The sequence below is a fragment of the Bacillus sp. FSL P2-0069 genome, from assembly GCF_038593315.1.
Lineage (GTDB): Bacteria > Bacillota > Bacilli > Bacillales > Bacillaceae > Bacillus > Bacillus safensis.
Window position 1 is genome coordinate 1,652,752 of the sequence record NZ_CP151984.1, and the last position, 17,215, is coordinate 1,669,966.

The 17,215-nt window shown below is 39.2% G+C and carries 18 protein-coding genes and 1 pseudogene; 16 read left to right on the top strand and 3 right to left on the bottom strand.

Annotated elements, in window-relative coordinates; all coding sequences use genetic code 11:
* The first annotated feature begins 44 nt into the window (after positions 1-44).
* From miaA to NSQ34_RS08370, 8 genes are all read left to right on the top strand, one after another.
* A complete protein-coding gene (miaA, locus tag NSQ34_RS08335) occupies positions 45-1,001 on the top strand; it encodes a tRNA (adenosine(37)-N6)-dimethylallyltransferase MiaA (RefSeq protein WP_034281931.1) in 957 nt (318 codons plus the stop codon).
* A gap of 25 nt (positions 1,002-1,026) precedes the next feature.
* Complete coding sequence (gene hfq / locus NSQ34_RS08340; protein WP_024424088.1) at positions 1,027-1,248, top strand: RNA chaperone Hfq; 222 nt, start codon at positions 1,027-1,029, stop codon at positions 1,246-1,248.
* Between the two features lie 162 nt (positions 1,249-1,410).
* On the top strand, positions 1,411-1,731 hold the full coding sequence (locus NSQ34_RS08345; protein ID WP_081124418.1) for a YmzC family protein: 321 nt from the start codon (positions 1,411-1,413) through the stop codon (positions 1,729-1,731).
* 79 nt (positions 1,732-1,810) lie between these two features.
* Complete coding sequence (locus tag NSQ34_RS08350; RefSeq protein ID WP_003212415.1) at positions 1,811-2,023, top strand: hypothetical protein; 213 nt, start codon at positions 1,811-1,813, stop codon at positions 2,021-2,023.
* A gap of 265 nt (positions 2,024-2,288) precedes the next feature.
* A complete protein-coding gene (nrdI, locus tag NSQ34_RS08355; protein WP_008360380.1) occupies positions 2,289-2,681 on the top strand; it encodes a class Ib ribonucleoside-diphosphate reductase assembly flavoprotein NrdI in 393 nt (130 codons plus the stop codon).
* On the top strand, positions 2,641-4,743 hold the full coding sequence (gene nrdE, locus NSQ34_RS08360) for a class 1b ribonucleoside-diphosphate reductase subunit alpha (RefSeq protein ID WP_024424086.1): 2,103 nt from the start codon (positions 2,641-2,643) through the stop codon (positions 4,741-4,743). The genes nrdI and nrdE overlap by 41 nt, the downstream gene beginning before the upstream one ends.
* 17 nt (positions 4,744-4,760) lie before the next feature.
* On the top strand, positions 4,761-5,741 hold the full coding sequence (gene nrdF / locus NSQ34_RS08365) for a class 1b ribonucleoside-diphosphate reductase subunit beta (RefSeq protein ID WP_024424085.1): 981 nt from the start codon (positions 4,761-4,763) through the stop codon (positions 5,739-5,741).
* Between the two features lie 87 nt (positions 5,742-5,828).
* Entirely contained in the window at positions 5,829-6,446 is a 618-nt protein-coding gene (locus NSQ34_RS08370) for a hypothetical protein (protein ID WP_024424084.1), read from the top strand.
* A 67-nt stretch (positions 6,447-6,513) separates the two neighbouring features.
* On the opposite strand, the gene NSQ34_RS08375 is transcribed toward NSQ34_RS08370, so the two are convergent.
* A complete protein-coding gene (locus tag NSQ34_RS08375) occupies positions 6,514-7,272 on the bottom strand; it encodes an N-acetylmuramoyl-L-alanine amidase (RefSeq protein WP_176967420.1) in 759 nt (252 codons plus the stop codon).
* 320 nt (positions 7,273-7,592) lie between these two features.
* Here NSQ34_RS08375 and spoVK point away from each other — a divergent pair, with 320 nt between their 5' ends.
* The 5 genes from spoVK (at position 7,593) to glnA (ending at position 13,129) form a co-directional block, all read left to right on the top strand.
* Entirely contained in the window at positions 7,593-8,552 is a 960-nt protein-coding gene (gene spoVK / locus NSQ34_RS08380) for a stage V sporulation protein K (RefSeq protein WP_024424083.1), read from the top strand.
* A gap of 121 nt (positions 8,553-8,673) precedes the next feature.
* Entirely contained in the window at positions 8,674-9,945 is a 1,272-nt protein-coding gene (gene hflX, locus NSQ34_RS08385) for a GTPase HflX (protein WP_061109894.1), read from the top strand.
* A 6-nt stretch (positions 9,946-9,951) separates the two neighbouring features.
* Positions 9,952-11,232 (top strand): aminotransferase class I/II-fold pyridoxal phosphate-dependent enzyme, encoded by a 1,281-nt coding sequence (locus NSQ34_RS08390; RefSeq protein WP_056766536.1) that lies wholly within the window; start codon positions 9,952-9,954, stop codon positions 11,230-11,232.
* A 91-nt stretch (positions 11,233-11,323) separates the two neighbouring features.
* On the top strand, positions 11,324-11,734 hold the full coding sequence (locus tag NSQ34_RS08395) for a MerR family transcriptional regulator (protein ID WP_024424081.1): 411 nt from the start codon (positions 11,324-11,326) through the stop codon (positions 11,732-11,734).
* A 60-nt stretch (positions 11,735-11,794) separates the two neighbouring features.
* Positions 11,795-13,129 (top strand): type I glutamate--ammonia ligase, encoded by a 1,335-nt coding sequence (glnA, locus tag NSQ34_RS08400; RefSeq protein ID WP_024427046.1) that lies wholly within the window; start codon positions 11,795-11,797, stop codon positions 13,127-13,129.
* A gap of 428 nt (positions 13,130-13,557) precedes the next feature.
* On the opposite strand, the gene NSQ34_RS08405 is transcribed toward glnA, so the two are convergent.
* Complete coding sequence (locus NSQ34_RS08405; protein WP_098676905.1) at positions 13,558-14,544, bottom strand: YhdH/YhfP family quinone oxidoreductase; 987 nt, start codon at positions 14,542-14,544, stop codon at positions 13,558-13,560.
* A gap of 112 nt (positions 14,545-14,656) precedes the next feature.
* Between NSQ34_RS08405 and NSQ34_RS08410 the strand changes: the two genes are divergently transcribed.
* The gene (locus NSQ34_RS08410) at positions 14,657-15,076 is read left to right on the top strand and encodes a MarR family transcriptional regulator (protein ID WP_024427048.1); all 420 of its coding nucleotides are present in this window, start codon (positions 14,657-14,659) and stop codon (positions 15,074-15,076) included.
* A gap of 152 nt (positions 15,077-15,228) precedes the next feature.
* Positions 15,229-15,513 (top strand): annotated as a pseudogene (locus NSQ34_RS08415) (aspartate phosphatase); the annotation flags it as partial.
* A gap of 20 nt (positions 15,514-15,533) precedes the next feature.
* Here the strand turns inward: NSQ34_RS08415 and NSQ34_RS08420 are convergent.
* A complete protein-coding gene (locus NSQ34_RS08420) occupies positions 15,534-16,412 on the bottom strand; it encodes a LysR family transcriptional regulator (protein ID WP_024427049.1) in 879 nt (292 codons plus the stop codon).
* A gap of 184 nt (positions 16,413-16,596) precedes the next feature.
* On the opposite strand from NSQ34_RS08420, the gene NSQ34_RS08425 reads away from it, so the two are divergent.
* Complete coding sequence (locus NSQ34_RS08425; protein WP_024427050.1) at positions 16,597-17,154, top strand: NAD(P)H-dependent oxidoreductase; 558 nt, start codon at positions 16,597-16,599, stop codon at positions 17,152-17,154.
* Positions 17,155-17,215 lie beyond the last annotated feature (61 nt).

The following is a 17,215-nucleotide window of genomic DNA, read 5'->3' on the forward strand; positions in this document are numbered from 1 at the left end:
AGTTATGCTATACTGTAGGCAGTTTTGTAAAAGTGAGTGATGTTATGAATAAAGCGAAGCAGCCAGTAATCGTGTTAGTAGGGCCGACGGCTGTCGGCAAAACCAAATTGAGCATTGATATAGCCAAAGCATTTAATGGAGAGATTATCAGCGGGGATTCTATGCAGATTTATAAAGGGATGGATATCGGAACAGCTAAAATCACTCCTGAAGAAATGAATGGCATCCCGCACCATTTAATTGATATTAAACAGCCGGACGAATCTTTTTCGACAGCTGAATTTCAGCAGCTGGTTCGTTCGAAAATCAAAGAGATTGCCGCTAGAGGGAAAACGCCAATGATTGTCGGCGGAACAGGCCTCTATATCCAATCTGTTTTATATGATTACACATTTACGGATGAGAAAAGTGATCCTGCTTTTAGAGAAGAAATGACGCTCTTTGAACAGCAGCACGGCGCGCTTTTGCTGCACGAAAAGCTAAAGGCAGTAGATCCTGATGCGGCAAACGCTATTCATCCAAATAACGTCCGCCGCGTGATCCGGGCGCTGGAAGTGATTCATACAACAGGTCAGAAAATGTCGGAGATGCAAAACGGGCATCAAGAAGTTCCTCTTTATGATACAGCCTTCATTGGGCTGAAAATGGATCGAGAGGTTTTGTACGAGCGCATTCATCAAAGAATTGATATGATGATAGATGAGGGCTTAATTGAAGAAGTGAGAGCACTTTATCAATCTGGCTTGAAGGATTGTCAGTCTGTTCAAGCCATTGGTTATAAAGAGCTGTATGCCTATTTTCAAGGTGACTGCTCACTTGATGAAGCCATCCAGCAATTAAAGCAAAATTCCCGTAGATATGCGAAGCGTCAGTTCACGTGGTTCCGTAATAAAATGGCGGTCACTTGGTTTGATATGACACCGCCTTGCCACTTTTCAGACAAAAAAGAGGAAATTTTCGCATATATAGCAGGAAAGCTTGGACTTAAAGCGAAACTGTAGTTATCAGAATCAAGGAGGACGAAACATGAAACCGATTAATATTCAGGAGCAGTTTTTGAATCAGATCCGCAAAGACAATACATTTGTCACAGTATTCTTGCTGAATGGCTTTCAGCTTCGCGGTCAAGTGAAAGGGTTTGACAATTTCACGGTGCTGCTTGAAACAGAAGGGAAGCAGCAGCTTATTTATAAACACGCCATTTCTACATTTGCACCTCAAAAGAATGTAAATCTAGAATTAGAATAGGATATGTTGTATTTAAAATAGCCCCATGCCTCTGCGAATAAACCGGCCGGAACCCGCTACGTTTTTTGTCAGTGCAGAGGGGCTATTTTGTATGCAATGAAACTTTTCTGCCAATTTTCCGTATAATTCCTTATTGGATATTAGAAGGGTGAGGGGATTCATATGGAAAATGCAGAGCTTGAATTAAGAAGGATTAGAGTGATCCTCCTTTTGATTGGAATTGTTGTCTTGTTTGGATCGTGCGCTGTCTCAAACATTGAAACGAGACAAGAAAGTTGGAATAACCATTCTCATGAAAATGCAGATGGAGTTTTACCATCATCTGCTGCACTAAAAAATAATCATTTTGCTGTTGTGAAAGATGATCAAGTACATGTGTACCGGTTTGATGAAAAAGAAGGAGAGCTGACTCTCGTTACAACGAAATACATAGATGAATGGGACGACGAAGAATATGATGATGACCTTGATGAAGAAGAGTAAGCACGTAAATTTACAAATGAATGTGAAGCCGCTACACTATAATCATGCATCAGACATCTAGACAGAAAAGGATGAGTTCATGACACATAAAATTAAAATTAATCATTGGGAACAAACTTGTGAAGACGATTCCTGTTTCGAATATGGAACGAGTGTTTCTGTAAATGGGAAAGAATTAGTGAGAGAAGCTTCAATCGTCTCTGCGCTTGAAGCGGTGCTAAAAGAATTAGGTGTTGAAGTGGAAATTACAGAAGTGTCAGAAGATTTACAGTGCGATGCCTACAAAAAATAAAACAAAAAGTCTAGTCTACTAAGCGATTTTTTTTCGTGTTATGATAGATTTCGGTTTCAGTTGAATAGGGAGTAGAGCAGTCTATTTTTAGATCCTGTTCTGCTCTATTTATTTGAACGTACGAGTTCGGCTGTGAAGGTTCGGCCGGGTTGGTTGATTTTTTTCGTTTTGAACATCTATATGTTGTGTTTTGAAAAAACATAGTATACTATATATAGTGAATAACGAAATGATCAACAATACTAAAAACTAGGTCGTGATGGAATTGATTCAAATCGTATTTGATTCAAAAACAGGAAATGTTCAACGCTTTTTGGACAAGACCCCTTTTACAGACAAACGAAAATTGACTGGAGAAGAGTTTTTGGATACGCCGTTTATTCTCGTCACCTTTACGACAGGATTTGGACAAGTCCCTAGTACCACTCAGTCCTTTTTAGAGAAAAATGCTCACCTTTTACTAGGTGTTGCGGTGAGTGGCAACAAAGTGTGGGGAGATAATTTTGCAAAAAGCGCCGATACGATTTCTAAACAATATCAAGTTCCTATTTTGCACACCTTTGAACTAAGCGGAACAAAAAGGGATGTTGAATTGTTTACACAGGAGGTAGAAAGAATTGTCACAAAATCAGGTTCCAAAGTGGATACAATTAAATAACGAGATTATGATTCAAAAAGAAGGAAAGTTTCAGTTCGATAAGGACAAAGAAGCTGTACATAGTTATTTCGTAGATTACATTAATCAAAACACGGTCTTTTTTCACAATCTAGAAGAGAAGATTGATTACTTAATAGAAAACGACTACTATGAGGAAGAATTTTTAAGACAATACAGCATGGCAGATATTAAAGAAGTCTTTGAAGCTGCATATGCCAAAAAATTTAGATTCCCATCATTTATGAGTGCGTTTAAGTTTTACAATGACTATGCACTGAAAACAAATGATAAAAAGAAAATTCTTGAACGCTATGAAGACCGCATTTCAGTTGTAGCACTTTTCTTTGCAGGTGGGGATAAAGAAAAAGCACTTGAGTTTGTAGAACTGATGATCAATCAAGAGTACCAGCCAAGTACACCAACCTTCTTGAACGCTGGACGTAAAAGACGCGGTGAGCTTGTGAGCTGCTTCTTGCTTGAAGTAAATGACTCACTAAACGATATTTCAAGAGCGATTGATATTTCCATGCAGCTGTCAAAACTAGGCGGCGGCGTCAGTTTGAACCTGTCAAAACTTCGTGCAAAAGGCGAAGCAATCAAAGATGTCGAAAACGCGACAAAAGGTGTCGTCGGCGTGATGAAGCTTCTTGATAATGCATTCAGATATGCAGATCAAATGGGGCAAAGACAAGGATCAGGCAGTGCTTACCTGAATATTTTCCACAGAGATATCAATGATTTCTTAGATACGAAAAAAATCTCTGCCGATGAAGATGTTCGCGTGAAAACTCTGTCCATCGGAGTCGTCATCCCGGATAAATTTATCGAGCTTGCTAGAGAAGATAAAACAGCTTATACCTTCTATCCGCATACAGTCTATAAAGAATATGGACAGCATCTTGATGAGATGGACATGGAAGAAATGTATGACGAGCTTGTAGAAAACCCGAAAGTCAAAAAAGAAAAAGTCAATCCGAGGAAGCTTCTTGAAAAATTGGCTGTTCTACGCTCAGAATCAGGCTATCCATATATCATGTTCCAAGATAATGTAAACAGAGAGCATGCCTTGAACCATATTTCACGAGTGAAATTCTCAAACCTTTGCTCAGAAGTGCTTCAGGCTTCAGAGGTTTCTTCTTACACGGACTATGATCAAGAAGATGAAATCGGTCTTGATATTTCTTGTAACCTTGGTTCGTTAAATATCATGAATGTCATGAAAAACAAATCGATTGAAAAAACGGTTAAGCTTGCAACAGACTCACTAACGCTTGTGTCTGAAACAACAGACATTCGCAATGCACCAGCTGTTCGAAAAGCGAACAAAGCGATGAAGTCAATCGGACTTGGTGCGATGAACCTTCACGGGTATTTAGCTCAAAACCAAATTGCCTATGAAAGTGAAGAAGCAAGAGATTTCGCAAATACATTCTTTATGATGGTGAACTATTATTCAATTAAACGCTCAAGTGAGCTTGCGAAAGAAAAAGGAGAAACATTCCATCGTTATGAAGGCTCTGGCTATGCAACTGGTGAGTACTTCAATAAATACGTGGAGAATGATTTCACACCAAAAACAGAAAAAGCAGCAGCGCTATTTGAAGGCATGCACATTCCAACAAAAGAAGACTGGGCAGCACTTAAAGAATTTGTAGCGGAACATGGCATGTATCACAGCTATCGTTTATGTATTGCACCAACAGGTTCCATTTCTTATGTTCAATCGGCAACAGCCTCTGTGATGCCAATTATGGAACGTATCGAAGAAAGAACATACGGCAACAGCAAAACCTATTACCCAATGCCAGGTCTTTCAGCACAAAACTGGTTCTTCTATAAAGAAGCGTACGATATGGACATGTTTAAAGTGGTCGATATGATCGCAACGATTCAGCAGCACGTCGATCAAGGAATCAGCTTTACACTATTCTTAAAAGATACGATGACAACGCGTGATTTAAACCGCATCGATCTTTATGCACACCATAAAGGCATTAAGACACTTTATTATGCAAGAACGAAGGATACAGGGCAGGAAGGCTGTCTTTCTTGTGTTGTTTGATTAAAGGAGAGTTTAACGTGACAAAAATTTATGATGCAGCCAACTGGTCAAAACACGAAGACGATTTTACACAAATGTTTTACAACCAAAATGTGAAGCAGTTCTGGCTTCCAGAAGAGATTTCCCTAAACGGAGATCTCTTAACATGGAAATATTTAGGTGAAAAAGAGCGAGATACGTACATGAAGGTACTTGCTGGACTGACTTTACTTGATACAGAACAAGGAAATACAGGGATGCCGATTGTTGCTGAACATGTGGACGGCCATCAGCGTAAAGCTGTACTAAACTTTATGGCAATGATGGAAAATGCGGTGCATGCGAAATCATACTCAAATATCTTCATGACACTCGCACCAACTGAAACGATCAGTGAAGTGTTTGAATGGGTCAAGAAGAATAAATTCCTGCAGAAGAAAGCAGATATGATTGTCAGTTTATACCGTTCGATTCAAAAGGACGATCCTATTTCTCTCTTTAAAGCAATGGTTGCTTCTGTTTATTTAGAAAGTTTCCTATTTTATAGTGGTTTTTACTACCCGCTTTATTTCTATGGACAAGGAAAGCTCATGCAAAGTGGTGAAATCATCAACTTAATTTTGCGTGATGAAGCGATTCATGGTGTGTACGTTGGATTATTAGCACAAGAAATTTACAACAAACAAACACCTGACGTGCAAAAAGAGCTGTATGATTTCTCTATTGACCTTTTAAACGAGCTTTATGAAAATGAACTTCATTACACTGAAGATATTTATGACCAAGTCAATTTATCGCATGATGTGAAAAAGTTCATTCGTTACAATGCCAATAAAGCGTTAATGAACCTTGGATTTGCCCCTTATTTTGAAGAAGAAGAGATCAACCCTATTGTATTGAACGGACTCAATACAAAAACAAAATCGCATGACTTCTTCTCAATGAAAGGGAACGGCTACAAAAAAGCAACAGTTGAGCCGTTAAAAGATGACGACTTCTTCTTTGGAGATGAATCATAAGGAAAGCGTAAAAGTCAAAACGCATCACTCGTTTTGGCTTTTTGCCATTTCTAACAATGTGATAGTTACATATTGGAGGTTACCAACATGGGAAAAATGGACGAAATCATTTTAGTAGCACCACGCGCACGCGTGTTTCAAAACGAAACACTTGCGTTTAATGGTGTGAACAGTGAAGAGAAAACAATCAGCACCATTATGAAAGAAATCGAAGAGCACTTCGAGCAAATGCGAAGAGGCGATGCAGAAGAAAATCCTGACTTCAAGCAGCCGATTCCTTATGTCGTGATTAAGCGTGAGGACGAAGTGTATGTATACGAAAGGCTTCAAGGCGGAGGAGAGACTCGCTTACATCATAAGTTATCTCTTGGCTTTGGGGGGCATATGAATTTCATCGAAGGAAAAAACTTTGCTGAGATTTTAAAAGAAAATACAGATCGTGAGCTGGACGAAGAACTTTCAATTCAAGAAGAAGACAAACTTGAAATGAAAACCCTTGGATTAATCAATGACGATGACAACAGTGTCGGTCGTGTGCACATCGGACTGTTATCAGCACTTGAACTATCTCCGGGTGCTCATGTGGAAGTAAAAGAAACAGATCAAATCTCAGGAAAATGGATGAAAGCAGCCGATTTGAAAAAGCCTGAATACTTCGATCGTCTTGAAACATGGTCTCAATTTGTCGTTAACATCTTAGCGTAAATGAATACACAACAAACCGGCTCAGCAGAAGACTTGAGCCGGTTTGTTTCGTTACAACAGCTTCAGCTTATTGGAAAACGAATGCGTCGTGACCGGCCTGTTTCAATCTTGCGACGAGATCATCTGCATTTTGCTTTGTACGGAAAGCCCCGGCTTGCACTCGGAACATGCCGCCGTCTAATACAACAAACGCGTCAAAGCCTTTGGATTTAAGTGTTGCTGCTAATTCATCTGCATTGGCTTTCACTTTGAAAGCTCCTGCCTGCACTTTATAAAGATTACTTGCTTTTTTTTTCAATTGAAAGGCTTCTTCTAGACCAGTCGCATGAGCGCGAGCGATGCCTTGAAGGAAGGTTGCGTTGCGGAGCTTATTAGCATCAGCTGCCGTATCGATGAAACCATTCTCTGTTAAAATAGCGGGCATAGAAGTTTCTCGAAGAACGTGGAAGTTCGCAGTTTTCTTGCCGCGGTTCGCAAAATCAACCGAGCGGACAATTTCATCATGAAGGGCATTGCGATACGTGGTGGTCGGTGCTGAAACGCCAGGATACACATAGCTTTCAAACCCTGTGCCCCCGCCAGCATTAATATGAATAGACACGAAATAGTCTGCCCCCCAGCTGTTTGCCGCATTCGTACGCTGGGACAAAGTGACGGATTGGTCAGTTGAACGACTTAAGCGGACGGAAACCCCATCATATTCACTAATCAACATGTCTCTCAATAAAAGCGCGATTTGAAGTGTTATATTTTTCTCCAAAAGTCCATTAGCACTAGCTCCAGAATCTGTTCCTCCGTGGCCAGGATCAATAAAAATTTTCACCATCTATTCATCACCTCGTCTTTATTTTATGAGAAAATAGAAGAATTGCCTGTACAAAATGCGGAAATCATTGAGACTCTTTTCTGCATCATTTGTGATTAAAAAGCTACATTTTTCTAAGAAAAAGCAAATTGTTGGTTTGTCCGCCCAAACGGGATGAATACAATGGAAATAGCACATCATTTCCTGGGAAACCGCAGAAATCCCTACAATATTCGGTATCTCGGGTCATTTTGACAGCAAACTTGGGCTTAAGCGGGCGATTGTCACGATTACAGCTCCACCCGAATAGAATAAAGAGAGAAGAGCGAGAGGTGAATACGTTGGAGCGAGCTGTCACATATAAAAACAACGGCCAAATCAATATTATACTTAACGGACAAAAGCAAGTATTGGTTGATGCAGACTCAGAGGCAGAATACCTAGAAGCCTTGCAGAAAAATGAGGCAAAACACAGCATCTTACGGGAAATAGAGCGTGAAATGAACAGCCTTGTCGGTATGGATGAAATGAAACGAAACATAAAAGAGATTTATGCCTGGATTTTTGTTAATCAAAAACGGCAGGAACAAGGGTTAAAGGTAGGAAAACAAGCGCTTCATATGATGTTCAAAGGAAATCCTGGCACAGGAAAAACCACAGTTGCAAGACTTGTCGGGAAGCTTTTCTTTGAAATGAATGTGCTCTCAAAGGGTCACTTAATTGAAGCAGAACGCGGTGATCTAGTTGGAGAGTACATTGGTCATACAGCGCAAAAAACAAGGGATTTAATTAAAAAATCATTAGGTGGTATTTTGTTCATTGACGAAGCCTATTCTCTTGCACGCGGAGGAGAAAAGGATTTTGGAAAAGAAGCGATTGATACCCTTGTAAAACATATGGAGGACAAACAGCACGAATTCATTCTCATTCTTGCAGGCTACTCCAAGGAAATGGATCATTTTCTTTCTTTAAACCCCGGTCTGCAATCAAGATTTCCAATCAACATCAGCTTTCCTGATTATACAGTCGATCAGCTCATGGATATTGCAAAACGAATGATGGCAGACAGAGAATATGTATTTACACAAGAAGCTGAATGGAAGCTGCGGGATTATTTAATGCACATTAAAAGTACCACAAGCCCGGCAAAATTCAGCAACGGCCGGTTTGTGCGAAACACCATTGAAAAGGCCATACGAACCCAGGCGATGAGACTGCTTCTTGTGGATCATTATGATAAAAAAGATCTGCTGACCATTAAAAGTCACGATCTTCAAATGAAAGAGGATACGCCTTCTTGAAATGGCGTATCCTTTTTATAAAGAGTCACTAAAATAAACCATCCGAATAGTGGTATACGTGTGATGTGTTTGGTATGATGGTACTACTGAAAACTTAAGTACAGAAAGGAAACAACTAACGTTGAATGAACATGAAATGACTGAAAAAGCGATCCTTGTCGGCTGCCAATTGCCGCATGTAACGGATGAACGCTTTCAATACTCAATGGAAGAATTAGCTTCGTTAACCAAAACGGCTGGCGGTGAAGCTGTCAGCGTGATGACGCAGAAGAGAAATAGACAAGACAGTGCAACGTATATCGGGAAAGGGAAAGTAGAAGAACTTGAAGTGCTTTGCGAGGAACTCGAATGTGATGTCATTATTTTTAATGACGAGCTTTCTCCAAGCCAGCTAAAAGCTTTGGCGACTGCTTTAGATGTGAAAATTATTGATCGTACGCAACTGATTTTAGATATCTTTGCAAAAAGAGCCCGTACAAGAGAGGGGAAGCTGCAAATAGAGCTTGCCCAGCTTCAGTATGCCTTGCCGAGACTAAGTGGACAAGGGATCAGCCTTTCAAGACAAGGGGGCGGAATTGGCGCAAGAGGTCCAGGTGAAACAAAACTTGAAACTGACAGACGTCATATTCGAAACCGCATTCATGAAATTAACGGGCAGTTATCTGCAGTCAAAGAACACCGAACAAGATACCGGGAGCGCCGAAAGAAAAATGGTGTGTTCCAAATTGCCATTGTCGGGTATACGAATGCCGGAAAATCAACTTTGTTTAACCAATTAACAGAAGCGGATAGTCATGAAGAGGACCTGCTGTTTGCGACACTTGATCCAATGACACGTAAGATGACATTAGAATCTGGCTACAGTGTGCTGATTTCAGATACAGTTGGCTTTATCCAAGACCTTCCGACCACACTGATTGCCGCATTTCGTTCCACCCTTGAAGAAGTGAAGGAAGCCGATTATTTGCTTCATGTCATCGACTCTTCTAATGAGGATTATGAAGGGCACGAACGAACGGTTCATGAGCTTTTAGAAGAATTAGAAGCGGACCGTATTCCGATGCTGACTGTTTATAACAAGGAAGATCAAATTAGACCAGATTTCATCCCATCTTCAAAGCATCGCCACATCTTAATCAGTGCTAAGCGCAAAGAAGATGTAAAAAGGTTAAAAGCGGATATTATGGCTGAGCTGAAAAAAGCCTTTTTAAAACCATATCATGTAAAGATTCCAGCGCATGAAGGCAAGCTCATCTCCGCATTAAAATCAGATACGCTTGTGGAATCACTAGAATTTCAAAAAGAAGCAGAGATATATGACATCACCGGATATAGTGGTGAGGATCAGACCATTTTAGGTCAAATCAAGAAGTATATGTTGGAAAGGAATTAAATCAAGATGTTTCACACATTAAAACACGGCAGTATTTTAGAAAAAGCAGCAGCAGAAACAGAACAAGAGATTTTACACGTGCATCAGCAAATTGATCAAACGAGTGAACAAAATGAGTGGCGGGTGCTTGAAAGCTATCGAAAGCACAAAGTCAGTGACTCTCACTTTAATCCGACGACTGGATATGGCTACGATGATATGGGGAGAGACACATTAGAAAAGATTTATGCGGATGTCTTCGGCGGAGAAAGCGGGCTTGTGCGTCCACAAATTATTTCCGGTACACACGCAATTTCCATTGCCTTATTTGGTGTGCTGAGACCTGGCGATGAATTGATCTATATGACGGGAAAACCATACGATACGCTAGAAGAAATTGTCGGGATTCGCGGGAAAGAAGGGACAGGCTCATTAAAAGACTTCCAGATTGACTACAAAGCCATTGATTTACGACAAGATGGATCCGTCGATTATGAGAAAGTTAAAGAGTCAATTTCCTCTAAAACAAAAGTCATCGGCATTCAGCGTTCGAAAGGCTATGCGTCAAGACCCTCCTTTACTATAGAAGAAATTGAGCAAATGATTTCATTTGTGAAAGAGATAAATGAAGAAATCATTGTGTTTGTAGATAACTGTTATGGTGAATTTACTGAATTAAAAGAGCCGTGTCATGTCGGAGCTGATCTCATGGCCGGTTCACTCATTAAAAACCCAGGCGGAGGTCTTGCCAAAACAGGCGGCTACATCGTTGGAAAAGAAAAATGGGTAGAAGCTTGCTCTTATCGAATGACATCTCCAGGCATCGGCAGTGAAGCGGGTGCATCGCTGTATGCGCTCCAAGAAATGTATCAAGGCTTTTTCTTGGCGCCGCATGTTGTAGCTCAAAGTTTAAAAGGCGCGGTGTTTACGGCTCGTTTTCTTGAGAAGCTCGGATTCCAAACAAACCCGGCGTGGAATGCGAAAAGAACGGATTTGATTCAATCAGTCGAATTTGGGGATCCTAAAAAAATGATTGCGTTCTGTCAGGCAATCCAGTATGCATCTCCGATTAATAGTCACGTCACACCACATGCAAGCTATATGCCAGGCTACGAGGATGATGTCATTATGGCAGCGGGCACCTTTGTACAAGGAGCTAGTATCGAATTATCAGCCGATGGTCCGATCAGACCGCCTTATACTGCCTATGTTCAAGGCGGACTCACGTATGCCCATGTGAAAAATGCGATTTGCAGTGCTGTCGATGCCTTATTGGAACAAGGTTTTATTGAAGTACCTGCTCAATAAAAAAATCCATGTTAATATTCCTAACATCTTGTTGACACATAATATAACATGACATATAATAAATTTAAGCAAAGAGGAGGAGACAGTTGAGATGAGTGATAACATTCGCCGCTCAATGCCTTTATTCCCAATTGGGATTGTCATGCAGCTAACAGAATTATCTGCAAGACAAATTCGCTATTATGAGGAAAATGGTTTAGTATTTCCAGCAAGAAGTGATGGAAACCGCCGATTATTTTCTTTTCATGATGTTGATAAATTACTAGAAATTAAAAACCTCATCGAACAAGGTGTAAACATGGCAGGAATCAAAAAACTTTTTGCCAAAGCTGAGGCAGAAAATCCATCGTCTGATACAAAGACGGAGGAAAAAGCTGCAGCTAAGCACAACTTGACAGATGATGAACTCAGGAAGCTACTGAAGAAGGAACTCATTCAGGCTGGACGTTTCCAACAAGGAACGACCTTTAGGCAGGGGGATATGTCAAGGTTCTTCCGTTAACCAATTAGCAAAAGCATTGCTATACACATTTTACCTTTTGTAGGGGAGGAGTTTTACGAAATGGCAAAGTACACAAGAGAAGATATCGTAAAATTAGTAAATGAGGAAAACGTAAAGTACATCCGTCTGCAATTTACAGACATTCTCGGAACGATTAAAAATGTTGAGATTCCTGTGAGCCAGTTAGAAAAAGCTCTCGATAACAAATGTATGTTTGACGGTTCATCTATTGAAGGATTCGTACGTATCGAAGAATCAGATATGTATCTATACCCAGATCTAAACACATTTGTTATTTTCCCTTGGACAGCAGAAAAAGGTAAAGTTGCACGCTTTATTTGTGACATTTATAAGCCAGACGGGACACCATTTGATGGAGACCCGCGTAACAACTTAAAGCGTATCTTAAAGGAAATGGAAGAACTAGGATTTAGTGATTTCAACCTTGGACCTGAGCCAGAATTCTTCTTATTTAAATTAGATGAAAAAGGCGAGCCAACGCTTGAATTAAACGATAAAGGCGGATACTTTGACCTTGCGCCAACAGATCTAGGCGAAAACTGCCGTCGTGATATCGTACTTGAGCTTGAAGAAATGGGCTTTGAAATTGAAGCATCTCACCACGAAGTAGCACCAGGGCAGCACGAAATTGATTTCAAATATGCAGGCGCGATCCGTTCTTGTGACGACATTCAAACATTCAAACTCGTTGTCAAAACCATTGCGAGAAAGCATGGTCTTCATGCGACATTCATGCCAAAACCATTGTTCGGTGTAAACGGTTCTGGTATGCACTGTAACCTATCATTATTCAAAAATGGTAAAAACGCATTCTTTGATGAAAAAGCAGATTTACAATTAAGCGAGACAGCTAGACACTTTATCGCAGGTATCGTCAAGCACGCAACAAGCTTTACAGCGGTCACAAACCCAACGGTAAACTCTTACAAGCGTCTTGTACCTGGCTATGAAGCACCTTGCTATGTGGCTTGGAGTGCACAAAACCGCAGCCCATTGATCCGTATCCCAGCATCACGCGGCATCAGTACACGCGTAGAAGTGCGCAGCGTAGACCCATCTGCAAACCCATACCTTGCACTAAGCGTATTACTTGCAGCAGGTCTTGACGGAATCAAAAACAAACTAGAAGCACCAGCACCAATCGACAGAAACATCTATGTCATGGACAAAGAAGAGCGTCTTGAAAACGGCATCTCTGACCTTCCTGCAACACTTGCAGAAGCACTCGAGCTGCTGAAATCAAACGAAGTCATGATCAACGCACTAGGCGATCACCTATTCGAGCACTTCATCGAATCAAAAGAAATTGAATGGGATATGTTCCGCACCCAAGTACACCCATGGGAACGCGATCAGTATATGTCTCAGTATTAATAAAAAACCCCTTGGAGCCATTGGCTTCAGGGGGTTTTTGTTTTTTGGGGTATAACGAAGGGCATAGATGAGCATTTTCGGTGTGGCTGCTTGTTTAAGCATACGTTCATATGCATTGAATAAAAATGATTTCGGTAGGGGATATCCATCTTTCAATTAGAGTTACTAAATTCAACTCATACAGGTAAACGTCATTAAGAACGAGTCTAGCGTCATGTTATGAGCCGTATTGATGTAAAGGTTTTGGGTCTCAATAGATCATTTGATTTTTTGCTCTAAAATCAAGAGTTTTAATTATCAGTAAAAGACTCTGGTTGCTGTATACTTCTATCCGGGATATTAAAACAAATGTACCCCATCTTGAACCGGATGGGGTAGCTGTATCAATAAATTCAATTTTTGTCTTGTGTAATAAAGTTTGTTTTATTTTAATATTTAATAATTGTTCTTCCTAAATGTTGGCCATTTTTAATGGCTTCAATTTTTTCAGGTAACGTATCGAGAGTAATCTCATTGACTAGAGTCGTTTGGGAGATATTCCATTCGTTTGCTATCTCGTTCCAAATTACTTTGCGTTTATTGATTGGCACATTTACAGAATCGATCCCCAGAAGGTTGATCCCTCTTAAAATAAAAGGTAACACAGTTGTTGTTAATTTAATTCCACCTGCATTTCCGCACATGCTCATGCTTCCACCGTAAGAAATTTGAGGGATTAATACAGAAGCTACATCTCCTCCAACAGTATCTAATACGAAGTCAAATTTTTGCTTGTTTAATGGTTTTTTTAACTCTCCTAACTGGTTTGCAAAAATGACATCATTTGCTCCTAAAGATTTTGCTATGTCAACTTGATTATCTTTACGCACTAAAGCAAAGATATTTTTGTACCCAATTTTAGATAATAATTGTATAGAGATGCTACCAACTCCACCAGTTGAGCCCGTAACGAGTATATTAGGTTGATTTTTTGTATTCATACCATTTTCCTGTAAAGCCATGATCGAAAGAGCAGCAGTAAAGCCTGCTGTTCCAAAAATCATTGCTTCTTTTAAAGTCAAGTTATTTGGCAAAGGAACAATCCAATCCGCAGGTACTCTAGCATATTCTGAAAAACCTCCAGTGTGGCTCATGCCCAATGCGAAACCTGTGACAATAACTTGTTGACCCTCTACGAAACGATTATCTGTTGTATGAACGATAGTTCCACTTAGATCAATTCCGGGAATCATTGGATAGTTACGAATAACACCTCCATTTTTTTGAACGGCCAGCATATCTTTATAATTGATTGAAGAATATGCAACTTTAATTAATACTTCTCCCTCAGATAAATCATTAACACTTACATTTTGAAGATCGTAACTAACTTGATCATTTTTTTCTGTAACTAGAATCGCTTTAAATGAATCCATTATTTATCTTCCTCTCTAAAAATATATTATGACAAAACATTTCCGGTGCAAAAGTATTTCAATTAAAAAACTACCATGATATTATAGGTAAAGTCAATGTGGGGGAGATACGATGGAATTATCAGAGTGCATAAATTTTTTACTAAGTGTTAGTCAAAATAAAGTGTTTAAGTACTTTAGTAAGCTTTTAGAGGAATGTGATTTGACACCCGCTCAATATGGTGTGTTGAACTGTTTGTGGAGAGAGGGCCAGCTATCTCCCAAACAAATTGGAGAACTTGTGTATTTAGAAGCCTCAACAGTTTCTGGAATTTTAGATAAAATGCAAAAAGCTGACTTAATTGAACGCACAATAGATCCAAAAAATCGAAGAAATATTTTAGTAGATGCTACTCAAAAATCTTTAGTCATTAGAGATAAAGTTGAAGCAGCAACAATTGAGCTGAACAAAACAGCGCTTCAAAACTTGTCAAAACATGATAAGGTTGTGCTAAAGAAAGCATTGAATACAATTATAAATAATTTTCAATGATGTATTTTTATAAACAAGCTTCATATTAAATCCATAACCGCAAAAAAGCTCTTTTACTGGAGCCTTTTTGCGGTTTCTGTTCGATGATTTGTAAATTTCTGCAAGTCATAATAAATGTCACATAAGGAGATTTGGTGGAAGGAGAGTGAGGCATGGAGACAGTTCTTTCACATGTTGGTGTGAAAATAAATGAATGGTATAAAATGATCCGGCAATTCAGTGTTCCAGACGCAGAGATTTTGAAAGCTGAGGTAGAACAAAAGATTGAATAAATAGAAGAAGACCAGGATTTACTGATCTACTATCAATTAATTTGCTTCCGCCATCAGCTTATGCTTGTTAATATAAAATCCTCACAGCAGCGGTCTTTATCTATTGCAGACTTCGTTGATAAAATCGAAAAGTCGAATCATCAACTTTCTGGTATGCTGCAATACTAAAAATTATCCAGAGACAGTTAACCATCTTCGGTAGCAAAAAGCCTAAGAGCTGTTTGAATAAAGGCATCTGTTGCTTTGGATATATCTTTCATATCAAGCACTGCAATATTGATATCTCTGAACGTATCTGGTGTTAATTCACGAAAAACGACTTGGTCTGGCAGTGACCAAATATTTTTTTTAGTTGTAATGGTTATTCCTAAACCTTCTTGTATCATACTTAATCCTGTCTCTATATACTCCATTTCAAACCGAACGTGAGGAGTTACGTTATACTTTTTAAATAAATCATGAACTTGTACCTCATAACCCCCTTTCCCCAATAGTATATCTTCACCTTGTAAGTCGGGAATACTTATTATTTCTTTCTGATATAAAGGATGGCTTGAATGCATCAGTACAATCAGTTGATCTTTCATTAAATGTACGGTATCAAAATCTTTATCAGGAGGAATAATAATGCCCACATCAATGTATTTAGAACGTAACCACTCTTTAACTTGATCTACACTCCCTTCTGAAAGTTTGATTTCTAGGCCTGGATATTGATTCTCCATTGCACGTATGATTTTAGGAATAAATCTAGTACAAGCAGTTCGGTAAGCTCCTATATGTATCTTCCCAATCTCTAACCCTTGTTCAGCTGCAACTAATTCATCTACTTTTTGTAATTCACTTAGAACCTTCCTGAAAATAACTAATATACGTTCTCCTATATCTGTGAAAAATAAGCCATTTTTCTTATCTCTTTCAATTAACTTTGTTCCTAGTTGCGATTCAATTGTAGCTACGGCTCGACTTACAGCCGGCTGTGTCATATGTAATTCCTCACCGGCTTTTGTAAAACTTCCTGTTTCAGAAATTTGGACAATTAGTTGAATTTGCGATCTATTCATAGCGTTTTTGTTATCTCCTGTATGATTAATATGCATTTCATTTATATTGGAACTTAATGTACCATAAAAGAAAATAGAACTTCAAGATATAATCCGAGACAATAAGTGAGGCTAATCATACTCATTAAGGTGATGATCATCATAACCTTATCATTTTGGGTTTGAATTTTATAGGAGGATTAACGTGAAAAATATTTTAATCATTAACGCACATGAGTACCATGAGATGGCCAAAGGCCAATTAAACCAGACATTAGTAGAAAGAATGGTAGACAAGCTAAGCCCACTTTATCATGTTAAAACCACAATTGTTGCAAATCACTATGATGTAAAAGAAGAACAGGAAAAATTCAAATGGGCTGATTTTGTGATTATTCAAACACCAGTTTATTGGTATCACTATCCTGCTGCATTTAAGAAGTACATGGATACTGTATATGAGCACGGAATTTTTTATAGAGGGACAGATATTTATGGTGAAGGAGGTTTATTAGAAGGACGTCATTACATGCTTTCTGTTACTTGGGGTGCAGGTGAATGGGTGTTCGATAATCCGATAGAGCAGCCTTTCTTTGAGGGGAAGGAAGTAGACGAGGTCCTAGTTGCAATGCACAAAGCACAGCAATTCATAGGGATGAAACCATTAAAAACACTCTCAAATCATTCGGCGCTCAAGCCTGACATGGAGAAAGTATTTGAAAAGACGGATCAGCATTTAGAAGAGATATTTTCTTTATCTTAAAATGACAGAAATCCGTATTTGAGATGTATGCTTCACCATTCACCCGAAAAAATTCCTAGTT